Below are 22,683 nucleotides of genomic sequence, written 5' to 3'. Positions count from 1 at the left end.
TCTGCTGTAAACCGGATCTTTCCCATGCTTGCATAGAAGCCTTAACTTTGGATAATGCCCGTTTCCCGAACATTCTCACAAGCAGACAACTCTTTTATGAAAAACGACGTCATTTCACCGGAATTTGATGAAAACGGTCGCCCGCTGCGCCGTATTCGCAGCTTTGTCCGCCGTCAGGGCCGCCTGACAAAAGGGCAGCAACACGCGCTGGACAACTACTGGCCGGTGATGGGCGTTGAGTTCAGCGAGCAGCCTCTGGATTTTGCTGAACTGTTTGGCCGCGAAGCACCCGTCACGCTGGAGATCGGGTTTGGTATGGGCGCCTCGCTGGTGACCATGGCGAAAGCTCGCCCGGAGCAGAACTTCCTCGGTATCGAAGTCCACTCCCCGGGCGTGGGTGCATGCCTGGCAACGGCCCATGAAGAGGGCGTTGAGAACCTGCGCGTGATGTGTCACGACGCGGTGGAAGCGCTGCATAAAATGATTCCTGACAATTCTTTAACCATGGTTCAGCTCTTTTTCCCTGACCCGTGGCACAAAGCACGTCATAATAAACGCCGTATCGTTCAGGCACCGTTTGCCGAGCTGGTTAAAAGCAAGCTGAAGCTGGGCGGTGTCTTCCATATGGCGACCGACTGGGAACCGTATGCGGAACATATGCTGGAAGTGATGTCGTCGCTGGACGGTTACAAAAACCAGTCTGCGAGCAACGACTATGTACCGCGTCCGGAATCGCGTCCGGTAACGAAATTTGAACAGCGTGGCCATCGTCTTGGTCACGGTGTATGGGACTTAATGTTCGAGAGGGTGAAATAATGGCAAAGAATCGTAGCCGTCGTCTGCGTAAAAAGATGCATATCGAAGAATTCCAGGAAGTGGGCTTCTCCGTAGCGTGGCGTTTCCCGGAAGGCACCAGTGTAGAGCAGATCGATCAGGACGTGGATGCGTTCATCAATGACGTGATTGAGCCAAACAAGCTGGCCTTCGACGGTAGCGGTTACCTGGCCTGGGAAGGTCTGATCTGCACCCAGGAAGTGGGTAAATGCACCGAAGAACATCAGGCGCTGGTACGTAAATGGCTTGAAGACCACAAGCTAGAAGATGTCCGCGTCAGCGAACTTTTCGACGTTTGGTGGGACTAATAAAGCAATAAGGGGCCAGCATTAGCTGGCCCATTTTGTCTGAGGGAGTGTTTAAGATGCGCAAAACGTTGCTGGCTGTTGCTTTGATGGCAACCGGATTCACCGCCCATGCGGATTATCAATGTAGCGTCACCCCGCGTGATGACGTGGTGTTAAGCCCGCAAACCGTGCAGGTCAAAGGCGAGAACGGCAATCTGGTGATTACGCCGGATGGTAACGTGACGTTTAACGGCAAGCCGCAAAACCTGACTGCCGCGCAGCGCGAGCAGGCGAAGGATTACCAGGCTGAGCTGCGTACCGCACTGCCGTGGATCAACGACGGCGCGCTGACCCGCGTTGAGAAAAGCCGCGTGGCGCTGGATAAGATCATTACTAAAGAAGTGGGTGAGAGCAGCAACATGCGCACCCGCCTGACGAAGCTCGATAAGCAGCTTAAAGAGCAGATGAACCGCATTATCGAGACGCGCACCGACGGCCTGACGTTCCACTACAAGGCGATTGATCAGGTCCGCGCTGACGGGCAGCAGCTGGTGAATCAGGCGATGGGCGGCATCCTGCAGGACAGCATCAACGAAATGGGGGCGAAAGCCGTGCTGAAGGGCGGCGGTAACCCGCTGCAGGGCGTGCTGGGCAGTCTGGGCGGCTTGCAGACCTCCATTCAGAACGAGTGGAAGAACCAGGAAGATGATTTCCAGCAGTTCGGCAAAGACGTGTGTAAACGCGTGGTGTCGCTGGAAGATAGCCGGAAGGCGCTGGTGGGGACGCTTAAGTAAGATCTCTGCGCGCTGGGCCCCTCACCCCGGCCCTCTCCCCATGGGAGAGGGTGTAATCGTTCCCTCTCCCATGGGGAGAGGGTTAGGGTGAGGGCATCAGGCATTGCAGTCGTTGCAGAATAGCTATCAACACCTCCTCCTCATTAGCCCTGAATTCGTTATTCCAGAACCGTAAGACTTCCCATCCGTTCGCATTCAAAAACTCGGTACGTCGTGAATCATACTTCTCTTTGTTCTGATGCTGACCCCCGTCCAGCTCAACGATCAGCTTCGCCTTAAAGCAGGCTAAATCCACGATGTACGGACCAATAGGCATCTGCCGACGAAACTTATACCCAAAGAAGCGACGACCCCTGAGCAAATACCAGAGGCGTAATTCTTCGGGCGTCATTTGTTTGCGGAGTTGTTTTGATTTTTCCATCCCCACACTCTGCCAGCCTTTTCCTCAGCCGGCAGAGCGGGATGCAAAATCCTGAATAAGCCTTCAGGATTCTTCGGCGAGGAACAGCTCAAGAAGAGAGTTTAAGAACAGCTTGCCGTGCTCGGTGATCTGCCAGTATTCCTCACTCTCGGTGAGATACCCCTGGGCCAGCGCTTCGTCGATCTGCGGGCGAATCACCGACTCCGGCAGCCCGGTGTAACGCGCAAACTCCGCGCGCGGCGCGGCTTCCAGCAGACGGAAGCGGTTCATGAAGAACTCAAACGGTTTATCCGCCGCCTCAACGTCGTGCTGACGCTCCAGGTAGCGGCCTTCCATGTATCCGCGCGGGTGGCGGGTTTTGGCGGTGCGCAGAATGCGCCCGTCCGGGAAGGTCACCTTGCCGTGCGCGCCGCAGCCAATTCCCAGGTAGTCGCCAAAGCGCCAGTAGTTCAGGTTGTGCTGGCACTGATAGCCCGGCTTCGCATACGCGGACGTTTCATACTGCTGATAGCCCGCAGCGGTTAGCAGCCTGTGACCCTGCTCGAAGATATCCCAGAGCGCGTCGTCGTCCGGCAGCACCGGCGGGCGGGAACCGAACAGCGTGTTTGGCTCAATGGTGAGCTGATACCACGACAGGTGCGGCGGGTTCAGTTCGATCGCCTGGCGCAGGTCGTCCAGCGCCTCTTCCAGCGACTGATCCGGCAGGCCGTGCATCAAATCGAGGTTGAAGCTGCGAAGGCCCAGCCCGGTCGCCAGATTTGCCGCGCGCTTCGCCTCTTCCGGGCCGTGAATGCGTCCCAGACGTTTTAGCTTCGGTTCGCTAAAGCTCTGCACGCCGATGGAGATGCGGTTTACACCCGCGCGCTGATAGTCGACAAAACGGTCAGCCTCAACGGTGCCGGGGTTGGCTTCCATGGTAATTTCCGCATCCGCCGCCAGGTTCAGGCGCGCACGCACGCCGTCCAGCAGCGTCTGCATTGCCGGGCCGGACAGCAGGCTCGGCGTACCGCCACCAATGAAAATGGTCTTAACTTCACGTCCCTGTGCGTAAGCGACATCGGCGTCCAGGTCGGCCAGCAGATGCGCAACATAGTCATCGTGCGGCACTTCGCCCTTCAGGGCGTGCGAGTTGAAATCGCAGTACGGGCACTTCTGCACGCACCACGGGATGTGAATATACAGACTCAGAGGCGGCAAATTAGCCATTACGCAGTGCTTCCAGTAACAGTTTCAGCGCGCGTCCACGGTGGGAAATCGCGCTTTTCTCTTCGCGGGTCAGTTCCGCAGCGGTTTTGCCCTCGGTCGGGACAAAGAAAATCGGGTCGTAGCCAAAGCCGCCGTTGCCAGCTGCTTCATGGGTAATCACGCCCGGCCAGCTGCCGTGGCAGACAATCGGCGTAGGGTCTTCCGCGTGACGCATATAGACCAGCACGCAGTGAAACTGCGCGGTGCGCTGTTCGTCCGGTACGTCTTTCAGGGCGACAAGCAGCTTTTCCAGATTCTGCTGGTCGGTGGCGTCAACGCCGGAATAGCGCGCAGAGTAAATCCCCGGGGCACCGCCGAGAAAATCCACGGCCAGGCCGGAGTCGTCGGCAATCGCGGGCAGGCCGGTAATCTGCGCGGCGTGACGCGCTTTCAGGATCGCGTTTTCGATAAACGTCAGCCCCGTCTCTTCGGCGGACTCCACGCCCAGATCGGTCTGGGCAACCACGTCCAGCCCAAAATCATTTAATAGCGAGGCCAGCTCGCGCACTTTACCGGCGTTGCCGGTCGCGAGAACAACTTTCTGCATGGTTTAGTCCTGTTCTTTCAGAGCCGCGACTTCCGTCGGGATAGATTGCGGATTAAGGATTTTTACCTGTTTATGTCGCCCAAGTTCACCTTTTTCAATGATGACCTGGCTTTTGGCAACGCGAAACTGTTTTGCCAGATATTTAGTCAGATGCGCGTTCGCCTGACCGTCAACCGGCGGGGCGGTGATGGCGACTTTTAACTCGTCGCCATGCAGCCCGACAATACTGTCACGGCTGGCCTTCGGCTGAATATACAGCCGCAAAACCAGCCCGTCAGCGCAGGTGCTTACGGCACTCATAGCGCCATCCACAGCCCCGGCAGCAGCATATCGCCCGTGGACTGTAACAGCTCAGCGATCCCCATGTTGACCACATAGAGCAGCAGAACCAGGATCATCGGCGAGAAATCAATACCGCCCATCGAAGGCAGCAGATTGCGAATCGGGCGCAGCAGCGGTTCGGCCAGTTGGATCAGCGCATATTCTACCGGACTACGCCCCTGGCTTACCCAACTCATGATGGCCATGACCAGCAGCACCCAGAAAATCAGCAGGCCGATGGTTTTGATTAAAATCAGGACCGCAGCAATCCAGATAATCGGCTGGAAGGTGATGACCATAAACAGCACGATCGCTTTGATAACGCTCAGAATAAACGCCACCAGCAGAGACGAGCTGTCGATGGGACCCATCGCCGGGATAATGCGGCGCAGAGGTCCGACAACAGGTTGCGTGATTTTCACGACAAACTGCGAGAACGGATTATAAAAATCACAGCGGGCCCACTGCATCCAGACGCGCAGCAAAAGCGCCATCGTATACAGCTCAAGCACTGTTGAGAGCAGGAAAGTCAACGTCTTCATGGCGTTCCTCAGGTTTCCTTATTATTTTGAGTAGTCGCGCGCACCGAAAATTGCCGTACCGATGCGCACCATAGTGCTGCCTGCCGCGATGGCGGCTTCCATATCATCTGACATGCCCAGTGAAAGCGTGTCTACCGTGTTATAGCGCGCTTTAAGCGCCTCAAATGCTACAGCCATTTGCTGTGCCACGGCAAACTGCCTTTCATAACTTGACTCAGGCGCCGGAATTGCCATCAGCCCGCGCAGGGTCAAGCGCGGCAGTTCGGCAACCTCTGCGGCCAGCGCGTCCAACTCGCTCAGCGCAATGCCGGACTTGCTGTTTTCGTCGCTGATGTTGACCTGAATCAGCACGTTAAGCGCTGGCATTTCTGCCGGACGCTGGTCATTCAGGCGGGTAGCAATACGCAGGCGATCGATGGTGTGGCACCAGTCGAAGTGTTCTGCTACCAGACGGCTTTTGTTCGACTGCAGGGGGCCAATAAAGTGCCACTGCAGATCCGTATTCCCCTGTTCCTGAAAGTAGCGAATTTTATCCACGCCTTCCTGAACGTAGTTTTCACCAAACGCCCGCTGGCCTGCGTCAATAGCTTCTGCGATGGCGCTCGCAGGCTTGGTTTTGCTGACTGCAAGCAGCGTAATTTCTTCTGAAGCACGGCCGCAGCGCGCTGCGGCGGCTGAGATTTTGTCCCGGACCTGTGCCAGGTTATGCGCAATGTCGTTCATTTTCCGAGGAGTAGTCTATGGATGTGGAAGAAATTGTGGCTCTTAGTGTAAAGCATAACGTCTCCGATCTACACCTGTGCAGTGATTCGCCACCGCGCTGGCGCAGATTAGGTCGGCTTGAACCCGCTCCTTTTCCGCCTCCCGATGTCGGAGCGTTATTGAAAGCGTGGCTCAACGATGAGCAGCAGGGGATATGGTGGGCAAAGGGGCAGGTGGATTTTGCCTCGACGGTGACGGGAGGCCAGCGGCTGCGCGGCAGTGCCTTTAAGCAGATGAGAGGTGTCTCTGTGACGCTGCGGCTGCTGCCGCGTAGCTGCCCACAGCTCTCTTCGCTGGGCGCGCCGCGGGCGATCCCGGAACTGTTGTCCAATGACGCCGGGCTGATTCTGGTCACGGGGGCGACCGGCAGCGGCAAATCCACTACGCTGGCGGCGATGGTCGATTTTCTCAACCACCATGCTGACGGCCATATCCTCACGCTTGAAGATCCGGTGGAGTTTATCTACCAGAGCGAACGTTGTCTGATCCAGCAGCGGGAGATAGGCCAGCACAGCCCGTCATTTGCTGAAGCGCTGCGCAGCGCCTTACGCCAGGATCCGGACGTTATTCTGCTGGGGGAGCTGCGCGACAGCGAAACGATCCGCCTGGCGCTGACGGCGGCGGAAACCGGACACCTGGTGCTGGCGACGCTGCATACGCGCGGGGCATCGCAGGCGATTGAACGGCTGGTCGATACGTTCCCGGCGCAGGAGAAAGATCCGGTGCGTAACCAGCTGGGCGGCAGCCTGCGAGCGGTGCTGGCGCAGAGGCTGCTTCCCGATCTGCAGGGCGGGCGCGTCGCGTTGTATGAACTGCTGGTGAACACTGCGGCGGCGGCGAATTTGATTCGTGAAGGGAAAACGTGGCAACTGCCCGGGATCATTCAAACCGGTCAGCAGGCAGGAATGCAGAACTTTGACCAGAGCCTGGCGGAGAGACGGGCGCAGGGCCGGCTGTAGGCCCCCGTGCTTAAAAGCCCTGCTCGAAATAGCTTTCGAGGATAATCACGGCGGAAGCAGAGTCCACGCTGCCCTTGTTGAGCGCACGGAAGCCGCCGTGCTCAAACAGGCCCGCACGCGCTTCGACGGTGCTGAGACGCTCGTCGTGCAGCTTCACGGAGACGCCAAAGCGGCCATGGATTTTATTGGCGAACTTACGCGCCCGGGCGGTAAGCGGCTGTTCTGTGCCGTCCATGTTCAGCGGCAGCCCAACAATAACATCATCCGGCTGCCACTCTTTGAGCAGACGCTCGATAAGATTCCAGTCTGGCGTGCCGTCATTGGCCTTCAGGGCCGTAAGCGGACGCGCGGTACCGGTGATGCGCTGCCCCACGGCGACGCCAATGCTTTTGGTACCAAAATCGAAGGCCAGAAGCGTTCCGCTCATCAGGCGTGCCCCGCTACGCCAGGCATGGTCAGGATATCAATGCCAATCAGCTTCGCCGCGTCACGCCAGCGATCGGCGATAGGGGTTTTAAACAGGATGTTCATGTCCGCAGGCGCGGTAAGCCAGGCGTTATCAAGGATCTCTTGCTCAAGCTGGCCTTTCTCCCAGGACGAATAGCCCAACGCCACCAGCACTTCAGAAGGTTGCTCTGCGGTACCCAGCGTTTCGAGCACATCACGCGAGGTGGTGATGACGGTGTTATCCGAAATTCGAATACTGGAAGAGAATACCGGCGGCGTATGCAGGATAAAGCCGCGATCTTCTGCAAGAGGTCCACCCAGCATCACCGGTTTATCAAGCCGTATTTCCGGCAGTCGCGCTTCAGCCGAGATTTTCAGCTTGTCCAGAATTCCTTCAACCTGAAGATTTTCCAGTGGTTTATTGATGATAATACCCATCGCGCCGTCTTCATTGTATTCACAAATATAAACCACGGCGCGGCGAAAAATCGGGTCCTGGAGAGCAGGCATGGCAATAAGAAAGTGATGCTGTAAATTCATTGTCAGAGGTACTGTTTCCTGGTTTAAAAAGCGACAACGCCCAGTATGGGGACAAACACAGGCGCTGTCACTAATAGTATTGTTAGGTTATTTCTGTAAACGTTTTTCGATAGCGTCCATCAGCATTCCGGTGATCGAAATCGGGAATTCCGCTTCAATTTCACGAATGCAGGTCGGGCTGGTGACGTTCACTTCGGTCAGACGATCGCCGATGATATCCAGGCCAACGAAGATCAGGCCTTTGGCTTTCAGCGTCGGGCCAACGCGGCGGGCAATTTCCCAGTCGCTTTCGGTCAGCGGGCGCGGCTCACCGCGACCGCCGGCTGCCAGGTTCCCACGAGTTTCGCCACCCTGCGGGATACGCGCCAGGCAGTAAGGAACCGGTTCGCCATCTACCACCAGAACGCGTTTATCGCCGTCTTTAATCGCCGGAATATAGTTCTGCGCCATGCAGTAACGCGTGCCCAGTTCGGTCAGCGTTTCGGCAATCACGCCAATGTTCGGGTCGCTCTCCTTAACGCGGAAAATCGACGCGCCGCCCATACCGTCCAGCGGCTTCATGATGATATCGCCGTGCTTCTGCCAGAATTCCTTCAGCTGCGCTTTGCTGCGGGTCACCAGTGTTTCCGGCGTCAGGTCAGAGAACCAGGCGGTGTAGAGCTTCTCGTTGCAGTCGCGCAGGCTCTGCGGCTTGTTGACGATCAGCGTGCCTTTCTCTTCTGCACGCTCAAGGATGTAGGTGCTGTAAATGTATTCGGTGTCGAACGGCGGATCTTTACGCATCAGGATGACGTTGAGATCGGCCAGGGCAATATCCTGCTCGGTGCCGAACTCGTACCATTTGTCGTAGTTCTGCTCGACGTTAACGATGCGGGTGCGGGCGCGAGCTTCACCGTTGATCAGGTAAAGATCGTTCATCTCCATATAGTGGAGTTCATAGCCGCGACGCTGCGCTTCCAGCAGCATGGCGAAGCTGGAATCTTTCTTGATGTTAATGTTTGCGATGGGGTCCATCACGATGCCGAGCTTGATCATGTTCTTCTCCGTTAATGCTTCAACCCAGATCGCCAAACCGTACCTGTAGCGCGGTAATGGCCGTGAGTGCCGTTGTCTCAGTGCGCAGAACGCGAGGTCCCAACAGAATATCAGTAAACTGGTAACGTGCCGTCATCGCAATTTCGTCCGCCGACAGGCCGCCTTCGGGGCCAATCAGCAGGCGTACGCGCTCAACGGGCAGGGGCAGCGTATTGATGCTGGCGCTGGCGCGCGGATGAAGATTGAGCTTCAGCCCGCTTTCCTCTTCTGCACACCAGTCCTCCAGATCCATCGCCGGGCGGATCTCCGGAATACGGTTGCGGCCACTCTGTTCGCAAGCCGCAATGGCGATTTTCTGCCACTGCTGGATCTTTTTGTTCAGACGTTCCGCATCCAGTTTAACGCCGCAGCGCTCAGAAAAAAGTGGCGTAATGAGGCTTACACCCAGTTCAATGGATTTCTGTATGGTGAACTCCATTTTCTCGCCGCGCGACATCACCTGGCCCAGATGGATGTGCAGCGGTGATTCCCGATCATCCACTTCGCCACGCAGGACGTTAACGTGTACGCTTTTTTTATCAGACCGCGTGATTTCCGCGTCGAAAACCTGGTTCGAGCCGTCGAACAGCTGTATTGCCTGGCCTGCGCCCATGCGCAGCACGCGGCCAACGTGGTTGGCGGCGTCATCAGACAAGGCGATTTCGCGGCCTGCGGTAATCAGTTCAGGATGGTAAATGCGGGGAATGCGCATAGTCAGAAATTCCATGTGTCATGCGATATAAGCGAATTGCCGTAGTGTAGGTTAGCTCTTTTGCGCCTGGCAAGCCCGCTGGACGTAAGGGTTGTGATTCCCCTGGACTCTGGCGATACGTTCGTCGCGCTGGCATTCCCACTCCGTCACCGGGTACTGCTTGTCCCAGGCGTTGAACAGCTGCGTCTGCTGGCGGGAGAGGTTGAGGTCGTAACGGTCACGCATATAGAAGTAGGTGCGGGCAATGCTGCCGCGCGCGCGGGCAGGGGGCTCGGCGACTTTCTCTTTAAAATCAACCTTCATACCGCACTGGCCGTACTGGCCTTCGCCACCGTTCCACTGGCTGTACATGAAATTACCCCGGTCGCCGTTCACTTCACCTACGGCAGGCTGCAGGTTATGCATATCGCTTTCCATCTGGCGATAAACCGGGTCTTTGGCGCAGTTTTTACGTCCGCCATCCTGCCAGCACTGGCGCTGGTGGCCAAACTGCCAGGCCGGAACGACATGTTCCCATTCAATGCGGCTGGCGCGGTTTTCGTTTTTACGCACCTTATAGCCGCAGGACTCAAGGTCAACGACCCCTTTTTTACCCTGCCAGTTAATTTTACAGCCGCAGTAGAAATCCCCCGGCACATCGGCGTTTACCTTCACGCCTGCTGCCTTGGCCTGGGAAAAACTGTTGATACCGTCGGCCAGAGCATGGCCTGAGAGCGCCGTCGTCAGAAAGGCGACCGCGAGAGAAAAATTACGGGACATCTTACACTCCGTGTCAAAACGAGCCCGCAACGTAACGAATGTTGTTCCCGTATGCAATCAGTCAGATCAGGAAAGTTCCTGAAAGTTCAGATGATTATTCCGCAACCAGCGGCTCGCCGCATTTGACGCAGCGGTAGGTCGCCTCGCCGCGCACCACGCGATTATGGCGGCGGACGGTAAGCTGGTGCAGCTGACACTGGCAGCGGTAGGGGAAGGTATTGCGGCGCACCGATTCCAGTTCGAACTGATGGGTGCGGCGTGCCGGAACGCCGAGCACCGCTTCCATCATCCACTTCCACTCCTTGCCGTGGGGCGCGACGCGTCCGAAGTGTTTCCACACCAGCAGATGCGCCAGCTCGTGCGGTACCACTTCCTCGATAAACGCCTGCTGGTTTTCCATCATCAGCACCGGGTTAAGGCGGATCTCATACGGCTCGAGCCAGGCGGTACCCGCCGCGGTTCCGCGCTGCTGATAAACGATCTTAGGTTCAGGGTAATTGCGGCCGAGCTTCAGGTTCGCCTGGGCGAGTTTTTCCCGCAGGCAGCGCATAACGGCTTGCTGAAGGGCGATGGGGAGACGGGGTGCTTTCATAGGGGCAGAGCATAAAGCGCGAAGCGGGGAGGCGCAAGAGGCGCCTCCCGCGTGAGGATCAGTCGTGGGCGCCGATTTCGCGCAGCGGACGACCTTTCATCAGGTTACGTTCAATATGTTCCAGAGAAACGTGTTTGGTTTCTGGAACCAGCCAGATTGTCAGCACAATAAAGAAGATATTCAGACCTGCGTAGACCCAGAAGGTGTTCGCGTTGCCCAGGGTATTGAGCATGGTCAGGAACGTTGCTCCGACGATCATGTTGGCAATCCAGTTGGTTGCGGTAGAGCAGGTGATACCAAAATCACGCCCTTTCAGCGGCTGGATCTCAGAGCACAGTACCCAAATCAGCGGGCCGGCGCTCATCGCAAACCCGACGATAAACATCAGCAGCATGCCGACCGCAAAGTACTGGGCGGTTGGTGAGTGAATGCCCACATGCATCATGGTACCGAGGACACCCATACCGGCTGCCATCACCAGGAAGCCCAGCGTCAGCGTTGGCTTACGTCCCCAGCGGTCCACCAGACCGATGGCGATAAAGGTCGCCAGCACGTTGGTCAGACCCACGATGACGGTCCCCCACATTTGTTCGGTGGTGTTGGTATAGCCCGCCAGCTCAAAGATTTTTGGCGCGTAATACATGATGACGTTCATCCCGGTGAACTGCTGCATCACCTGAAGCAATACGCCAAGGAACACCGCGCGGCGGAAGTTGCTGTTCTCTTTAAACAGCGCCCAGCCGGACTGTTTGACCTTCAGGCTTTCGCGGATCTCTTCCAGCTCGTTTTTCGCTTCGGCGCTGGTATCGCGCAGGCGCATCAGCACGCGTTCGGCATCGTGGAATCGACGTTTGGCGGCGAACCAGCGCGGGCTGTCCGGCAGGAAGAAGACGCCAATCAGCAGCAGAATGGCCGGGATGATGATCACGCCGAGCATCCAGCGCCATGCGCCGCTGTAGCTAAACGCGGTATCAGAAAGGTACGCGCCCAAAATACCGATGGTGATCATGAGCTGGTACATCGAAATCATACTGCCGCGGATTTTCTCCGGCGCGATTTCAGACAGGTAAAGCGGGGCGGTATAGGACGCCACGCCCACGGCCAGGCCGAGCAGCACGCGGGAAACCAGCAGGACCTCAACGTTAGGCGCAGCGGCAGAGAAGAGTGAACCGGCAACGAACAGGATCGCGCCGATCATCAGGCTCTTTTTACGCCCGAGCTTGAAGGAGAGCCAGCCGCTACCGACGGCCCCGACGGCAGCGCCAAACATCATGGAGCTGACCACCCACTCCTGGGTGTGAGCGCTGATCTGGAACTCGTCAGTAATGAAAGGTAATGCACCGGCAATGACGCCGATATCCAGGCCAAAAAGTAATCCTGCCAGGGCGGCGAGGAAACAGACGAAGAATGTCATCGCCTTGTTGGACGTACGCCCCTGTTTTTTATTGTCAGGCATTATGCCCTCCAGTTGGGTTATCAGTTTTATTGATATAAAGGGTAGGTGAGTGACCCGTAAAAATATGTGAGATTAATCACATAGGTGTAATCGGTTACACTAAGGTGCAACCGTAAAAATAATTAAAGCTTTGAAAATATAGAGGTAAACGAGGTGATATGCATCGCGAAAGAACACATTTCAGACTTAACTGAAATGAGATGTAACAGCAGAAGAAAGGCGATCATGCAAAGAGAATATTCTGAAAGCGAGACGCATCCGGTGCGGTGTAATCGGTTCCATATGTGCGCCTTTGCGGCGTCACCCGACAAAAAAAGGCCAGCCCGAAGGCTGGCCTTTTATCACGCAGATGTCAGTCGATTACTTCAGACCGGCAGCTTCACGCAGCAGAGCGGCTTTGTCGGTTTTTTCCCATGGGAAATGTTCACGACCAAAGTGACCGTATGCAGCGGTTTCTTTGTAGATTGGGTGCAGCAGATCCAGCATCTGAATCAGGCCGTATGGACGCAGGTCGAAGAACTCGCGCACCAGCAGGGTCAGCTGTTCTGAAGGCACTTTCTCGGTACCGAAGGTTTCCACCATGATGGAGGTGGGTTCAGCCACGCCGATTGCGTAGGAGACCTGAATCTCACAGCGGTCAGCCAGGCCGGCAGCAACGATGTTTTTCGCCACATAACGTGCCGCGTACGCCGCAGAACGGTCAACTTTAGACGGATCTTTACCGGAGAACGCACCGCCACCGTGACGCGCCATGCCGCCGTAGGTATCAACGATGATTTTACGACCTGTCAGACCGCAGTCACCCATTGGGCCGCCGATAACAAAGCGTCCGGTTGGGTTGATGAAGAATTTGGTCGCAGAGCTCAGCCATTCGGTAGGCAGAACCGGCTTGATGATCTCTTCCATCACTGCTTCCTGCAGGGATTTCTGATCGATTTCTTCGGAATGCTGGGTAGACAGAACCACCGCGTCAATACCGACGATTTTGCCGTCGTCATACTGGAAGGTGACCTGGCTTTTCGCATCCGGGCGCAGCCACGGCAGGGTGCCGTTTTTACGCACTTCTGCCTGACGCTGCACCAGACGGTGTGCGTAGGTGACCGGTGCTGGCATCAGCACGTCGGTTTCGTTGGTTGCATAGCCGAACATCAGACCCTGGTCGCCCGCGCCCTGTTCCAGCGGATCGGCACGGTCAACGCCCTGGTTGATATCCGGAGACTGTTTGCCAATTGCGCTCAGTACCGCGCAGGAGTTGGCATCAAAACCCATATCAGAATGCACATAGCCGATCTCACGCACCGTGTTACGGGTGATCTCTTCGATATCAACCCATGCGCTGGTGGTGATCTCACCGCCAACCAGAACCATGCCGGTTTTGACATAGGTTTCACACGCTACGCGCGCTTTAGGATCCTGCGCCAGGATCGCATCCAGCACCGCATCGGAGATTTGGTCAGCAATTTTATCAGGATGTCCTTCTGATACGGACTCGGACGTAAACAGGTGTTTTGCCATGTTTTATTTCACCTAAGAGGAATTTGGTTAGCTCAAGCTGCTGTGTGGAATAGCCAAAGGAGATAATTCTACCAAGGCCTGCAGGTTTTTGACACTGGCAGTATGAGTGTTAATCAGTATAGATGGATTAACATCTGGATGGCTATTTTAGGTCACTTCTTCGCCCGATTTCCAGTTTTTTTTGACTAACCTCTCACTCAGTTGAAATTGCTGCTGGCAATAATTCCTGACGGCTCCGGCAACACGCGCATTTTTGTTTTGCTTTTTAGCCCCCTTCTCGGTATAAAACGCGGCGCGCGGCTCATATAAAATAAGCGCTCGATGAACTCATCGTGTCGCCACTTCCAGCCGGGTTAAGCAGTGAACTTTTAGCTTTGGCTTGGGGTCCGTTTCAGCAGAAGCGGCCGTGGAGGTGATACGAGATAATGAACCATCGTTTTCCGCTAATTCAGCGCAGCCGTTCTGGCGCGCATTTGATTCCCGCAACCCGCATTTTTAGTCTGCAAACCTGCCGATGTTATACCCATCTCGGCGCTTCTCAGGATTCCAGGGCCGGTCGCGCTTTGTGAAAACTGAACAAGGGCGCTCTTGTTAATACAAGAGTTTTCTCGTGGTTTCGCCGAACCTTGTCATACAGAGTTCGGATACGTGTTTTACAATGATATGAATAAGAAACCGGTCGCACGGTCTGGATTTCAGCATACTCTGCTGGGAAACGGAGCCGTTTATGGGTTGTTATCGCCGTATAACGCTGCGATAGTAGTCAACTGTTTTACACTTAATACAAAGAGTTGAGGTTCGCTATGTCTGACGACATGTCTTCTTTTTCGCCTTCGTCAGCGGGCGAACAGGGTGTACTACGTTCTATGCAGGAGGTTGCGATGAGCTCCGAGGAAGCCAGCAAGATGCTGCGCACTTACAATATTGCCTGGTGGGGCAATAACTATTACGACGTCAACGAACTGGGCCACATCAGCGTCTGCCCGGATCCGGACGTCCCTGAAGCGCGCGTGGATCTCGCGAAACTGGTGAAAGCCCGTGAGGCTCAGGGCCAGCGTTTGCCTGCACTGTTCTGCTTCCCGCAGATCCTGCAACATCGCCTGCGTTCGATTAACGCCGCGTTTAAGCGCGCGCGTGAGTCCTACGGTTATAAAGGTGACTACTTCCTGGTTTACCCGATCAAGGTGAACCAGCACCGCCGCGTAATTGAATCTCTGATCCACTCCGGCGAGCCGCTGGGTCTGGAAGCCGGTTCCAAAGCTGAACTGATGGCAGTTCTGGCGCATGCGGGCATGACCCGTTCAGTGATCGTCTGTAACGGCTATAAAGACCGTGAATACATTCGTCTGGCGCTGATTGGCGAGAAGATGGGCCACAAGGTCTATCTGGTTATCGAGAAGATGACCGAAATCGCCATCGTGCTGGAAGAGGCCGAGCGTCTGAACGTGGTGCCACGCCTTGGCGTGCGTGCGCGTCTGGCGTCACAGGGTTCCGGCAAATGGCAGTCCTCCGGCGGCGAAAAATCCAAGTTCGGCCTGGCGGCAAACCAGGTACTGCAGCTGGTGGAAATCCTGCGCGAGCGCGGTCGTCTGGACAGCATTCAGCTGCTGCACTTCCACCTCGGCTCGCAGATGGCCAACATTCGCGATATTGCGACCGGCGTGCGTGAGTCAGCGCGTTTCTACGTTGAGCTGCATAAGCTTGGCGTAAATATTCAGTGCTTCGACGTGGGCGGCGGCCTGGGCGTGGACTACGAAGGGACCCGCTCGCAGTCTGACTGCTCCGTGAACTACGGCCTGAACGAATACGCGAACAACATCATCTGGGCGATCGGCGATGCCTGTGAAGAGAACGGCCTGCCGCACCCGACGGTGATCACCGAATCCGGTCGCGCAGTCACTGCGCACCATACGGTGCTGGTCTCGAACATCATCGGCGTTGAGCGCAGCGAAACCACCGAAGCGACGCCTCCGGCAGACGATGCGCCGCGTTCCCTGCAGAGCATGTGGGAAACCTGGCAGGAGATGCACGAGCCGGGCACGCGTCGTTCCCTGCGCGAATGGCTGCACGACAGCCAGATGGACCTGCACGATATTCACGTGGGCTATTCTTCAGGCACCTTCAGCCTGCAGGAGCGCGCGTGGGCGGAGCAGCTCTATCTGAACATGTGCCATGAAGTGCAGAAACAGCTCGACCCGAGCAACCGCGCGCACCGTCCGATTATCGACGAGCTGCAGGAGCGTATGGCGGATAAGATTTACGTCAACTTCTCGCTGTTCCAGTCGATGCCGGATGCCTGGGGTATCGATCAGCTGTTCCCGGTTCTGCCGCTGGAAGGGCTGAACCACGCCCCGGAACGTCGCGCGGTGCTGCTGGACATTACCTGCGATTCCGACGGTGCTATCGACCACTATGTTGACGGCGACGGTATCGCAACGACGATGCCAATGCCGGAATACGACCCGGAGAACCCGCCGATGCTGGGCTTCTTTATGGTCGGCGCGTATCAGGAGATCCTCGGCAACATGCATAACCTGTTCGGTGATACCGAAGCGGTGGACGTGTTCGTGTTCCCTGACGGCAGCGTGGAAGTTGAGCTGTCCGATGAAGGGGACACCGTGGCGGACATGCTGGAATACGTTCAGCTCGATCCGAAAACCCTGCTGACACAGTTCCGCGATCAGGTGAAAAACACCGGTCTGGACGACGCGCTCCAGCAGCAGTTCCTGGAAGAGTTTGAAGCGGGTCTGTACGGGTATACCTACCTGGAAGACGAGTAGGAAAACCTCCCTCTCCCTGTGGGAGAGGGGCGGGGTGAGGGCATCAGACCGCTAAGTCGCTGATGCCCGGTGGCGCTGCGCTTACCTAGCCTACGAACGTAGGCCGGATAAGGCGAAGCCGCCATCCGGCAGAATGCTATACTCACTTGAACCCGTATGCATTACCGGCGATAATTCGCCCTAATAAGCGATTTACGAATCAATCCCTTCCTCGTCGGGTTTAACGACGCGGAGGGGATTTTTTTTCATCTGTTTTTAATGTATCGACTTTAAAAGAGGTCAGGACATGAGCACTTTAGGTCATCAGTACGATAACTCTCTGGTATCTAACGCGTTTGGTTTTTTACGCCTTCCGATGAACTTCCAGCCGTACGACAGCGACGCTGACTGGGTGATCACCGGCGTGCCGTTCGATATGGCGACATCTGGCCGCGCGGGTGGTCGTCACGGCCCGGCGGCGATCCGTCAGGTTTCCACTAACCTGGCCTGGGAGCACAACCGCTTCCCGTGGAACTTCGACATGCGCGAGCGCCTGAACGTGGTGGACTGCGGTGACCTGGTGTATGCCTTCGGCGACGCGCGTGAGATGAGCGAAAAGCTGCAGGCCCACGCCGAGAAGCTGCTGGCCGCCGGTAAGCGCATGCTCTCCTTCGGCGGCGACCACTTCGTGACCCTGCCGCTGCTGCGCGCCCACGCGAAGCACTTCGGTAAAATGGCGCTGGTGCACTTCGATGCGCATACCGACACCTACGCGAACGGCTGCGAGTTCGACCACGGCACAATGTTCTTCACCGCGCCGAACGAAGGTCTGATCGACCCGAACCACTCGGTGCAGATCGGTATTCGCACCGAGTTCGACAAAGACAACGGTTTCACCGTGCTGGATGCGGGCCAGGTTAACGATCGCGGCGTCGACGACATCATCGCTCAGGTGAAGCAGATCGTGGGTGATATGCCCGTGTATCTGACCTTCGACATCGACTGTCTGGATCCGGCATTTGCACCGGGCACCGGTACGCCGGTCATCGGCGGTTTGACCTCAGATCGTGCCATTAAGCTGGTGCGCGGCCTGAAGGATCTGAACATTGTCGGGATGGACGTGGTGGAAGTGGCGCCTGCGTACGACCAGTCCGAGATCACCGCGCTGGCCGCAGCGACTCTGGCGCTGGAAATGCTCTATATTCAGGCAGCCAAAAAAGGCGAATAAGCCTCGCCTTGCGTGAAAAAAAACCTCTCTACTGAGAGGTTTTTTATTGCCTTTAGAACACGTTAAACGGGTATTCCACGTAAGCGCGGATCTCGTCCCCGCCCACGTTGTACTCGCTGGCGTTGCTGGAGACGCGCAGGACGGAGTAGCGCAGTTTCAGCTTCAGATCCTTCGCCGGACCATCCTGCACCTGGTACTGGATCTGGTTAAACCACTCGTGCTCTTTGCCGTTGCTGGTTTCAGAGGTTTTGATGTTATCGCCGCGCACGTAGGCGGTGGTCCAGCTCAGGCCCGGTAAGCCAAGGCCGGCAAAGTCCAGACCGTAGGATGCCTGCCAGGAACGTTCATCTTCGCCATTAAAATCAGACCAGTAGGAGTTCGCCAGCCAGATGGTGTTACCGCCATCACCCACGCCGCCCTTGTCGCGATAGCCGCCGTAGTTGTAGCCGGTGCTGCCGCTGCTCTGCTGGTACGCCACTTTGAACGTGTGAATGTCCCAGATGTAGCTCGCCGCCAGGCTCCAGATGGTGTTGCTGCGGCCCGTGTCGAGGCTGTCCGCGTAACCCTGGTCCAGACGGGAGTTATAGCCGTTGAAGTCGAGTACCAGCTGCTGCCCGGTGCTGAACGGCTGTTTGAAGTTCATGCCCAGGTATTGCTTGTTCATTACCTCTTCATTATGAGAGGCGTACAGCGCGCCGCTGAACTGGTCGTTAAACTGATAGCTCGCACCGCCGAAGGAGAGGCTCTTCAGCCCGCTGTCGTGGCGGTCATCGCTTTTACGCTGCTCGTCGGTGAAGTAACCAGCGTTGACTTCCAGACCGTCGATCTCTTTTGAGGTCAGCATGGTGCCGGTATAGCTTTCAAACAGCAGGCGGGAGCTGTCGGCATTCACGATGGGCAGCTCAGGGCGCTGATTCCCGTAGCTCAGTACGGTATTCGAGATGCGCATTTTGGCGGTGGCGCCAAACTTTGCCAGATCGGATTTTGCCCGGCCGTCATCTTCCTGCTTAAAGAAGTCGATGCCGCCCGCGCCGCTCTTGCCACGGCCGCCGTCCAGGCGCACGCCGTATTGAGCAATACCGTCCACGCCAAAGCCCACCAGCCCTTCGGTATAGCCGGATGCAAACGTGGCAATGATCCCCTGACCCCACTCGGCTTTGTCCTGCTGGCCCTGATGGTAATCGCGGCTGATATACGCATTGCGTAAAAACAGGTCCAGATGGCTGTCGTCAATAAAACCCTGGCTGTCGGATTGCTGGCTTGCAGCGGCAGGTAATGCGGCAAATAAGCTTAAAGCAATTAATGATAATTCTTTTTTCACGGAGGGAACGTCTCTGTCTGGATATAGTAATTTGAATAACTGCGGGCGTGATAATTACCGGAAAAAGAGACCTTTGCAATAATTATGTGACCAGACATTTCAATGCGATAGGGCAGATTTGGCGGGGCTTTCAGGGGTGTTATCGATACGTGCTGTTAAGTTAACAATTCATGCGAAATAAAAAGGAGGCAAAATTGCCTCCTTCTGAAATTATTTAATTCCGTCTGCGGCCATACGGTCGCGAATATGCTGTGCGCGTTCTTCTGAGGCCGGGTGATCGTCAAACATGGAGCTTTGGCGTCCGGCTTCCAGCTTGGCCAGTTTTTCGAAGCTGGTGGCTAAGCCTGAAGGATTAATGCCGCGTTTGCGCAACAGATCGTATGAGTAGTCATCCGCCTCGGACTCCTGACGCTGTGAGAACTGAGAGTTAACCAGCTTTTCACCCACGTCGCCAAGCTGTGACTGCGACAGGCTGCCAACGATACCGCCCGCTGAGGCCGCCGCTGCGCGGATGGCATTGGTGCCCAGGGCAACCTGCATCCCTTTCTTCACGTGGCCCAGGGCAACGTGGCCCATTTCGTGGCCGATCACCGCTTCCACTTCGTTGTCGGTCATCATGTCCATCAGTCCGCTATAGACGCGGATACAGCCGTTCGCCATCGCGAAGGCGTTCACGTCTTTCGCCATGTACACCTTGTAGTTCACCGGCTGGCCGTTGATGTTGTCGCCCAGCGCGGAAGCAATCTTATTCAGACGCTGCGTGTAGGTACTGTTAGCCGGCGCAAGCGTGGCTTTTCCGTCCATATCTTTACAGGCCTGGTCGCTCAGCGCTTTCACCTGCGCATCGCTCAGGGAATAGGCCTGAAAGGCCTCTGCGCCTGACGTCATCAGACCGTTAGAATCCATATTCTGACAGCCGCTCAGCAGGAGCGTTGTACCCAGGGCCAGCACTATTGCACGCATTTTCATGAGGTTGCTTCCGTACTCGTTAAACTGAATAAAATCCGAAAAGGGCACCGTCAGCGAAGCCGGTGTCGGGCTAAGTATAAGGAATATCTGCAGGGCCGGGCGAGCAGATTGCGCAACATGCGAGCATGATCCAGAGATTTCTTAACAAGCAAAAGAATGCTCCATGTACATGACTTGCGGCTTGGGTTACATTGTTGGCACTTTTTTCCGGCGTAGCCCAAAACGCGCTGTCGTCAAGGGCATGGCCTTTAACAGTCCGATCTGGAGTTAAAATGTCCTCACGTAAAGAGCTTGCTAATGCTATTCGTGCGCTGAGCATGGACGCAGTACAGAAAGCCAAATCCGGCCACCCAGGGGCCCCTATGGGTATGGCTGATATCGCCGAAGTCCTGTGGCGTGATTTCCTGAACCACAACCCGCAGAACCCGTCATGGGCTGACCGCGACCGCTTCGTGCTGTCCAACGGCCACGGCTCTATGCTGATCTATAGCCTGCTGCACCTCACCGGCTACGATCTGCCAATTGAAGAGCTGAAAAACTTCCGTCAGCTGCACTCCAAAACTCCAGGTCACCCGGAAGTGGGCTACACCGCTGGCGTAGAAACCACCACCGGCCCGCTGGGTCAGGGTATTGCTAACGCTGTGGGTATGGCGATTGCTGAGAAGACCCTGGCGGCGCAGTTCAACCGTCCTGGTCACGACATCGTTGACCACTTCACCTACGCGTTCATGGGCGACGGCTGCATGATGGAAGGCATTTCTCACGAAGTGTGCTCCCTGGCAGGTACCCTGAAGCTGGGTAAACTGGTTGCGTTCTATGACGACAACGGTATCTCCATCGACGGTCACGTTGAAGGCTGGTTCACCGACGACACCGCAGCACGTTTCGAAGCCTACGGCTGGCACGTTGTGCGTGGCGTTGATGGTCACGATGCTGACTCGATTAAACGTGCAGTGGAAGAAGCGCGCGCTGTGACGGACAAACCGTCCCTGCTGATGTGCAAAACCATCATCGGCTTCGGTTCACCGAACAAAGCGGGTACGCACGACTCCCACGGCGCGCCGCTGGGCGATGCGGAAATCGCGCTGACCCGCGAAGCGCTGGGCTGGAAACACCCTGCATTTGAAATCCCATCAGAGATCTACGCTCAGTGGGATGCAAAAGAAGTAGGTCAGGCGAAAGAAGCGGCCTGGAACGAGAAGTTCGCTGCTTACGCGAAAGCCTTCCCGCAGGAAGCGGCTGAATTCACCCGTCGTATGAAAGGTGACATGCCGTCTGACTTCGACGCGAAAGCGAACGAGTTTATCGCTAAGCTGCAGGCGAACCCGTCTAAAATCGCGAGCCGTAAAGCGTCTCAGAATGCGATTGAAGCGTTCGGCCCATGGCTGCCAGAATTCCTGGGCGGCTCCGCTGACCTGGCGCCATCTAACCTGACCCTGTGGTCTGGTTCTAAGCCAATCAACGAAGATACTGCCGGTAACTACATCCATTACGGTGTACGTGAATTCGGTATGACCGCGATTGCCAACGGTATCTCCCTGCACGGTGGTTTCCTGCCGTACACCTCTACCTTCCTGATGTTCGTTGAATACGCACGTAACGCCGTGCGTATGGCCGCGCTGATGAAACAGCGTCAGGTGATGGTCTACACCCACGACTCCATCGGTCTGGGCGAAGATGGTCCAACTCACCAGCCGGTAGAGCAGGTGGCTTCCCTGCGCGTGACCCCGAACATGAGCACATGGCGTCCATGTGACCAGGTTGAATCCGCGGTGGCGTGGAAATACGGCGTTGAGCGTCAGGACGGTCCAACCGCGCTGATCCTCTCCCGTCAGAACCTGGCACAGCAGGAGCGTACTCCAGAGCAGCTGGCGAATATCGCTCGCGGTGGTTACGTGCTGAAAGATTGCGCGGGCCAGCCGGAGCTGATCTTCATCGCCACCGGTTCTGAAGTTGAACTGGCGGTTGCAGCGTGGGAAAAACTGACTGCCGAAGGCGTGAAGGCGCGCGTGGTCTCCATGCCGTCTACCGACGCGTTCGACAAGCAGGATGCCGCTTACCGTGAATCCGTGCTGCCTAAAGCGGTTTCCGCTCGCGTGGCAGTGGAAGCGGGTATCGCTGACTACTGGTTCAAATACGTGGGCCTGAACGGTGCCATCGTCGGTATGACCACCTTCGGTGAATCTGCTCCTGCAGAACAGCTGTTCGAAGAGTTCGGCTTCACCGTTGAGAACGTTGTCGCGAAAGCGAAAGAACTGCTGTAATCGTTTGTAGGGTGCGGGCTGATGCCCTCACCCGAGCCCTCTCCCACGGGAGAGGGTGCAAACACTAAAAAACGGTAACCTCTCGGTTACCGTTTTGCTTTTACCTTGCCGCCATTATTCCACTTAAAATGTGACGCAAGTCATATAGCGCGCTTATTCATCTGGACAGACATTCCTTTTATTCCCCGATTCGCTTATTCTTGCTGAAGCGTTTCAGTCGATTAAATGTTCGACAATTGACCAATCAATCGCAGTTTGTGACAGCAAGGATTCCCCTTCGGGCGTAGCTGGATTACTCTTTCAGCCACCTCAAACTCAGGGATTGCTTTGCAGGA

At 56.3% G+C, this 22,683-nt stretch carries 25 protein-coding genes; 9 read left to right on the top strand and 16 right to left on the bottom strand.

All coding sequences use genetic code 11. The features are described 5' to 3' along the window. Nucleotides 1-96 precede the first annotated feature (96 nt). The 3 genes from trmB to ACOTZC_RS10455 are packed head-to-tail and all read left to right on the top strand — an operon-like array spanning nucleotide 97 to nucleotide 1,915. Nucleotides 97-816, top strand: a complete 720-nt coding sequence (gene trmB / locus ACOTZC_RS10465; RefSeq protein ID WP_126303078.1) for a tRNA (guanosine(46)-N7)-methyltransferase TrmB — start codon at nucleotides 97-99, stop codon at nucleotides 814-816. Continuing rightward, entirely contained in the window at nucleotides 816-1,142 is a 327-nt protein-coding gene (locus ACOTZC_RS10460; RefSeq protein WP_014885198.1) for a YggL family protein, read from the top strand. Before trmB ends, ACOTZC_RS10460 begins: the two co-directional genes overlap by 1 nt. A 56-nt stretch (nucleotides 1,143-1,198) precedes the next feature. Then, a complete protein-coding gene (locus tag ACOTZC_RS10455; RefSeq protein ID WP_023309135.1) occupies nucleotides 1,199-1,915 on the top strand; it encodes a DUF2884 domain-containing protein in 717 nt (238 codons plus the stop codon). 82 nt (nucleotides 1,916-1,997) lie between these two features. On the opposite strand, the gene ACOTZC_RS10450 is transcribed toward ACOTZC_RS10455, so the two are convergent. From ACOTZC_RS10450 to ACOTZC_RS10425, 6 genes are all read right to left on the bottom strand, one after another. Next, nucleotides 1,998-2,336 carry an endonuclease domain-containing protein gene (locus tag ACOTZC_RS10450; protein ID WP_126303077.1) on the bottom strand — a complete coding sequence of 113 codons (339 nt, stop codon included), beginning with the start codon at nucleotides 2,334-2,336 and terminating at the stop codon, nucleotides 1,998-2,000. Nucleotides 2,337-2,399: 63 nt separating this feature from the next. Further along, complete coding sequence (hemW, locus tag ACOTZC_RS10445) at nucleotides 2,400-3,542, bottom strand: radical SAM family heme chaperone HemW (protein WP_045403924.1); 1,143 nt, start codon at nucleotides 3,540-3,542, stop codon at nucleotides 2,400-2,402. Next, a complete protein-coding gene (locus ACOTZC_RS10440; protein WP_045403921.1) occupies nucleotides 3,535-4,128 on the bottom strand; it encodes an XTP/dITP diphosphatase in 594 nt (197 codons plus the stop codon). The genes hemW and ACOTZC_RS10440 overlap by 8 nt, the downstream gene beginning before the upstream one ends. A gap of 3 nt (nucleotides 4,129-4,131) precedes the next feature. Then, nucleotides 4,132-4,428: a DUF167 family protein YggU gene (gene yggU / locus ACOTZC_RS10435; RefSeq protein ID WP_023333349.1), complete on the bottom strand. Its 297-nt coding sequence runs from the start codon at nucleotides 4,426-4,428 to the stop codon at nucleotides 4,132-4,134. Continuing rightward, complete coding sequence (locus ACOTZC_RS10430; RefSeq protein ID WP_023309130.1) at nucleotides 4,425-4,991, bottom strand: YggT family protein; 567 nt, start codon at nucleotides 4,989-4,991, stop codon at nucleotides 4,425-4,427. Before ACOTZC_RS10430 ends, yggU begins: the two co-directional genes overlap by 4 nt. 21 nt (nucleotides 4,992-5,012) lie before the next feature. Continuing rightward, nucleotides 5,013-5,714 (bottom strand): YggS family pyridoxal phosphate-dependent enzyme, encoded by a 702-nt coding sequence (locus tag ACOTZC_RS10425; RefSeq protein ID WP_045403918.1) that lies wholly within the window; start codon nucleotides 5,712-5,714, stop codon nucleotides 5,013-5,015. A 17-nt stretch (nucleotides 5,715-5,731) separates the two neighbouring features. On the opposite strand from ACOTZC_RS10425, the gene ACOTZC_RS10420 reads away from it, so the two are divergent. Continuing rightward, nucleotides 5,732-6,712, top strand: a complete 981-nt coding sequence (locus ACOTZC_RS10420; RefSeq protein ID WP_023309128.1) for a type IV pilus twitching motility protein PilT — start codon at nucleotides 5,732-5,734, stop codon at nucleotides 6,710-6,712. 10 nt (nucleotides 6,713-6,722) lie between these two features. Here the strand turns inward: ACOTZC_RS10420 and ruvX are convergent, their stop codons facing one another. The 8 genes from ruvX to metK all read right to left on the bottom strand — a co-directional run bounded on the left by ruvX (nucleotide 6,723) and on the right by metK (nucleotide 13,807). Beyond that, a complete protein-coding gene (gene ruvX, locus ACOTZC_RS10415) occupies nucleotides 6,723-7,139 on the bottom strand; it encodes a Holliday junction resolvase RuvX (protein ID WP_021242076.1) in 417 nt (138 codons plus the stop codon). Beyond that, a complete protein-coding gene (locus tag ACOTZC_RS10410; RefSeq protein WP_028014368.1) occupies nucleotides 7,139-7,699 on the bottom strand; it encodes a YqgE/AlgH family protein in 561 nt (186 codons plus the stop codon). Before ACOTZC_RS10410 ends, ruvX begins: the two co-directional genes overlap by 1 nt. Before the next feature lie 87 nt (nucleotides 7,700-7,786). Then, nucleotides 7,787-8,734, bottom strand: a complete 948-nt coding sequence (gene gshB / locus ACOTZC_RS10405) for a glutathione synthase (RefSeq protein ID WP_029739222.1) — start codon at nucleotides 8,732-8,734, stop codon at nucleotides 7,787-7,789. A gap of 19 nt (nucleotides 8,735-8,753) precedes the next feature. Next, the gene (gene rsmE, locus ACOTZC_RS10400; protein WP_023309126.1) at nucleotides 8,754-9,485 is read right to left on the bottom strand and encodes a 16S rRNA (uracil(1498)-N(3))-methyltransferase; all 732 of its coding nucleotides are present in this window, start codon (nucleotides 9,483-9,485) and stop codon (nucleotides 8,754-8,756) included. A gap of 51 nt (nucleotides 9,486-9,536) precedes the next feature. Next, on the bottom strand, nucleotides 9,537-10,244 hold the full coding sequence (gene endA / locus ACOTZC_RS10395) for a deoxyribonuclease I (RefSeq protein WP_023333343.1): 708 nt from the start codon (nucleotides 10,242-10,244) through the stop codon (nucleotides 9,537-9,539). Between the two features lie 94 nt (nucleotides 10,245-10,338). Continuing rightward, nucleotides 10,339-10,836: a SprT family zinc-dependent metalloprotease gene (locus tag ACOTZC_RS10390; protein WP_032667932.1), complete on the bottom strand. Its 498-nt coding sequence runs from the start codon at nucleotides 10,834-10,836 to the stop codon at nucleotides 10,339-10,341. Nucleotides 10,837-10,894: 58 nt separating this feature from the next. After that, nucleotides 10,895-12,292: a galactose/proton symporter gene (gene galP / locus ACOTZC_RS10385; protein ID WP_023309123.1), complete on the bottom strand. Its 1,398-nt coding sequence runs from the start codon at nucleotides 12,290-12,292 to the stop codon at nucleotides 10,895-10,897. A 360-nt stretch (nucleotides 12,293-12,652) separates the two neighbouring features. Continuing rightward, nucleotides 12,653-13,807 carry a methionine adenosyltransferase gene (gene metK / locus ACOTZC_RS10380; protein ID WP_014885184.1) on the bottom strand — a complete coding sequence of 385 codons (1,155 nt, stop codon included), beginning with the start codon at nucleotides 13,805-13,807 and terminating at the stop codon, nucleotides 12,653-12,655. Between the two features lie 425 nt (nucleotides 13,808-14,232). On the opposite strand from metK, the gene ACOTZC_RS10375 reads away from it, so the two are divergent. The 4 genes from ACOTZC_RS10375 (at nucleotide 14,233) to speB (ending at nucleotide 17,794) form a co-directional block, all read left to right on the top strand. Beyond that, complete coding sequence (locus ACOTZC_RS10375) at nucleotides 14,233-14,376, top strand: hypothetical protein (protein ID WP_420314984.1); 144 nt, start codon at nucleotides 14,233-14,235, stop codon at nucleotides 14,374-14,376. A gap of 94 nt (nucleotides 14,377-14,470) precedes the next feature. Further along, nucleotides 14,471-14,602, top strand: coding sequence for an acid stress response protein YqgB (gene yqgB / locus ACOTZC_RS10370; RefSeq protein WP_127312443.1), 132 nt, complete (start codon nucleotides 14,471-14,473; stop codon nucleotides 14,600-14,602). 8 nt (nucleotides 14,603-14,610) lie between these two features. Continuing rightward, the gene (speA, locus tag ACOTZC_RS10365) at nucleotides 14,611-16,587 is read left to right on the top strand and encodes a biosynthetic arginine decarboxylase (protein WP_008499744.1); all 1,977 of its coding nucleotides are present in this window, start codon (nucleotides 14,611-14,613) and stop codon (nucleotides 16,585-16,587) included. 286 nt (nucleotides 16,588-16,873) lie between these two features. Beyond that, nucleotides 16,874-17,794 (top strand): agmatinase, encoded by a 921-nt coding sequence (gene speB / locus ACOTZC_RS10360; protein WP_014071686.1) that lies wholly within the window; start codon nucleotides 16,874-16,876, stop codon nucleotides 17,792-17,794. 52 nt (nucleotides 17,795-17,846) lie between these two features. On the opposite strand, the gene ACOTZC_RS10355 is transcribed toward speB, so the two are convergent. After that, a complete protein-coding gene (locus tag ACOTZC_RS10355) occupies nucleotides 17,847-19,115 on the bottom strand; it encodes an OprD family outer membrane porin (protein ID WP_023309119.1) in 1,269 nt (422 codons plus the stop codon). Between the two features lie 210 nt (nucleotides 19,116-19,325). Next, nucleotides 19,326-20,084, bottom strand: coding sequence for a M48 family metallopeptidase (locus ACOTZC_RS10350; protein WP_021242066.1), 759 nt, complete (start codon nucleotides 20,082-20,084; stop codon nucleotides 19,326-19,328). A 272-nt stretch (nucleotides 20,085-20,356) separates the two neighbouring features. On the opposite strand from ACOTZC_RS10350, the gene tkt reads away from it, so the two are divergent. After that, a complete protein-coding gene (gene tkt / locus ACOTZC_RS10345; RefSeq protein ID WP_045355615.1) occupies nucleotides 20,357-22,348 on the top strand; it encodes a transketolase in 1,992 nt (663 codons plus the stop codon). Nucleotides 22,349-22,683 lie beyond the last annotated feature (335 nt).

The organism is Enterobacter cloacae complex sp. SHL009, assembly GCF_049237205.1.
Taxonomy (GTDB): Bacteria; Pseudomonadota; Gammaproteobacteria; order Enterobacterales; family Enterobacteriaceae; genus Enterobacter; species Enterobacter cloacae_M.
Note: the sequence above shows the minus strand (reverse complement) of the source record. Positions and strands in the feature narration are given on the sequence as shown.

Excerpts from the sequence above, each read along its gene's own strand:
- ACOTZC_RS10430 (WP_023309130.1), bottom strand. The coding sequence starts at position 4,991 with ATGAAGACGTTGACTTTCCTGCTCTCAACAGTGCTTGAGCTGTATACG.
- tkt (WP_045355615.1), top strand. The coding sequence starts at position 20,357 with ATGTCCTCACGTAAAGAGCTTGCTAATGCTATTCGTGCGCTGAGCATG.
- speA (WP_008499744.1), top strand. The coding sequence starts at position 14,611 with ATGTCTGACGACATGTCTTCTTTTTCGCCTTCGTCAGCGGGCGAACAG.
- ACOTZC_RS10390 (WP_032667932.1), bottom strand. The coding sequence starts at position 10,836 with ATGAAAGCACCCCGTCTCCCCATCGCCCTTCAGCAAGCCGTTATGCGC.
- ACOTZC_RS10375 (WP_420314984.1), top strand. The coding sequence starts at position 14,233 with ATGAACCATCGTTTTCCGCTAATTCAGCGCAGCCGTTCTGGCGCGCAT.
- ACOTZC_RS10350 (WP_021242066.1), bottom strand. The coding sequence starts at position 20,084 with ATGAAAATGCGTGCAATAGTGCTGGCCCTGGGTACAACGCTCCTGCTG.
- ACOTZC_RS10455 (WP_023309135.1), top strand. The coding sequence starts at position 1,199 with ATGCGCAAAACGTTGCTGGCTGTTGCTTTGATGGCAACCGGATTCACC.
- trmB (WP_126303078.1), top strand. The coding sequence starts at position 97 with ATGAAAAACGACGTCATTTCACCGGAATTTGATGAAAACGGTCGCCCG.
- ACOTZC_RS10410 (WP_028014368.1), bottom strand. The coding sequence starts at position 7,699 with ATGAATTTACAGCATCACTTTCTTATTGCCATGCCTGCTCTCCAGGAC.
- ACOTZC_RS10425 (WP_045403918.1), bottom strand. The coding sequence starts at position 5,714 with ATGAACGACATTGCGCATAACCTGGCACAGGTCCGGGACAAAATCTCA.
- ACOTZC_RS10440 (WP_045403921.1), bottom strand. The coding sequence starts at position 4,128 with ATGCAGAAAGTTGTTCTCGCGACCGGCAACGCCGGTAAAGTGCGCGAG.
- yggU (WP_023333349.1), bottom strand. The coding sequence starts at position 4,428 with ATGAGTGCCGTAAGCACCTGCGCTGACGGGCTGGTTTTGCGGCTGTAT.
- ACOTZC_RS10420 (WP_023309128.1), top strand. The coding sequence starts at position 5,732 with ATGGATGTGGAAGAAATTGTGGCTCTTAGTGTAAAGCATAACGTCTCC.
- endA (WP_023333343.1), bottom strand. The coding sequence starts at position 10,244 with ATGTCCCGTAATTTTTCTCTCGCGGTCGCCTTTCTGACGACGGCGCTC.
- gshB (WP_029739222.1), bottom strand. The coding sequence starts at position 8,734 with ATGATCAAGCTCGGCATCGTGATGGACCCCATCGCAAACATTAACATC.
- rsmE (WP_023309126.1), bottom strand. The coding sequence starts at position 9,485 with ATGCGCATTCCCCGCATTTACCATCCTGAACTGATTACCGCAGGCCGC.
- hemW (WP_045403924.1), bottom strand. The coding sequence starts at position 3,542 with ATGGCTAATTTGCCGCCTCTGAGTCTGTATATTCACATCCCGTGGTGC.
- metK (WP_014885184.1), bottom strand. The coding sequence starts at position 13,807 with ATGGCAAAACACCTGTTTACGTCCGAGTCCGTATCAGAAGGACATCCT.
- ruvX (WP_021242076.1), bottom strand. The coding sequence starts at position 7,139 with ATGAGCGGAACGCTTCTGGCCTTCGATTTTGGTACCAAAAGCATTGGC.
- ACOTZC_RS10460 (WP_014885198.1), top strand. The coding sequence starts at position 816 with ATGGCAAAGAATCGTAGCCGTCGTCTGCGTAAAAAGATGCATATCGAA.
- galP (WP_023309123.1), bottom strand. The coding sequence starts at position 12,292 with ATGCCTGACAATAAAAAACAGGGGCGTACGTCCAACAAGGCGATGACA.
- yqgB (WP_127312443.1), top strand. The coding sequence starts at position 14,471 with ATGAATAAGAAACCGGTCGCACGGTCTGGATTTCAGCATACTCTGCTG.
- speB (WP_014071686.1), top strand. The coding sequence starts at position 16,874 with ATGAGCACTTTAGGTCATCAGTACGATAACTCTCTGGTATCTAACGCG.
- ACOTZC_RS10450 (WP_126303077.1), bottom strand. The coding sequence starts at position 2,336 with ATGGAAAAATCAAAACAACTCCGCAAACAAATGACGCCCGAAGAATTA.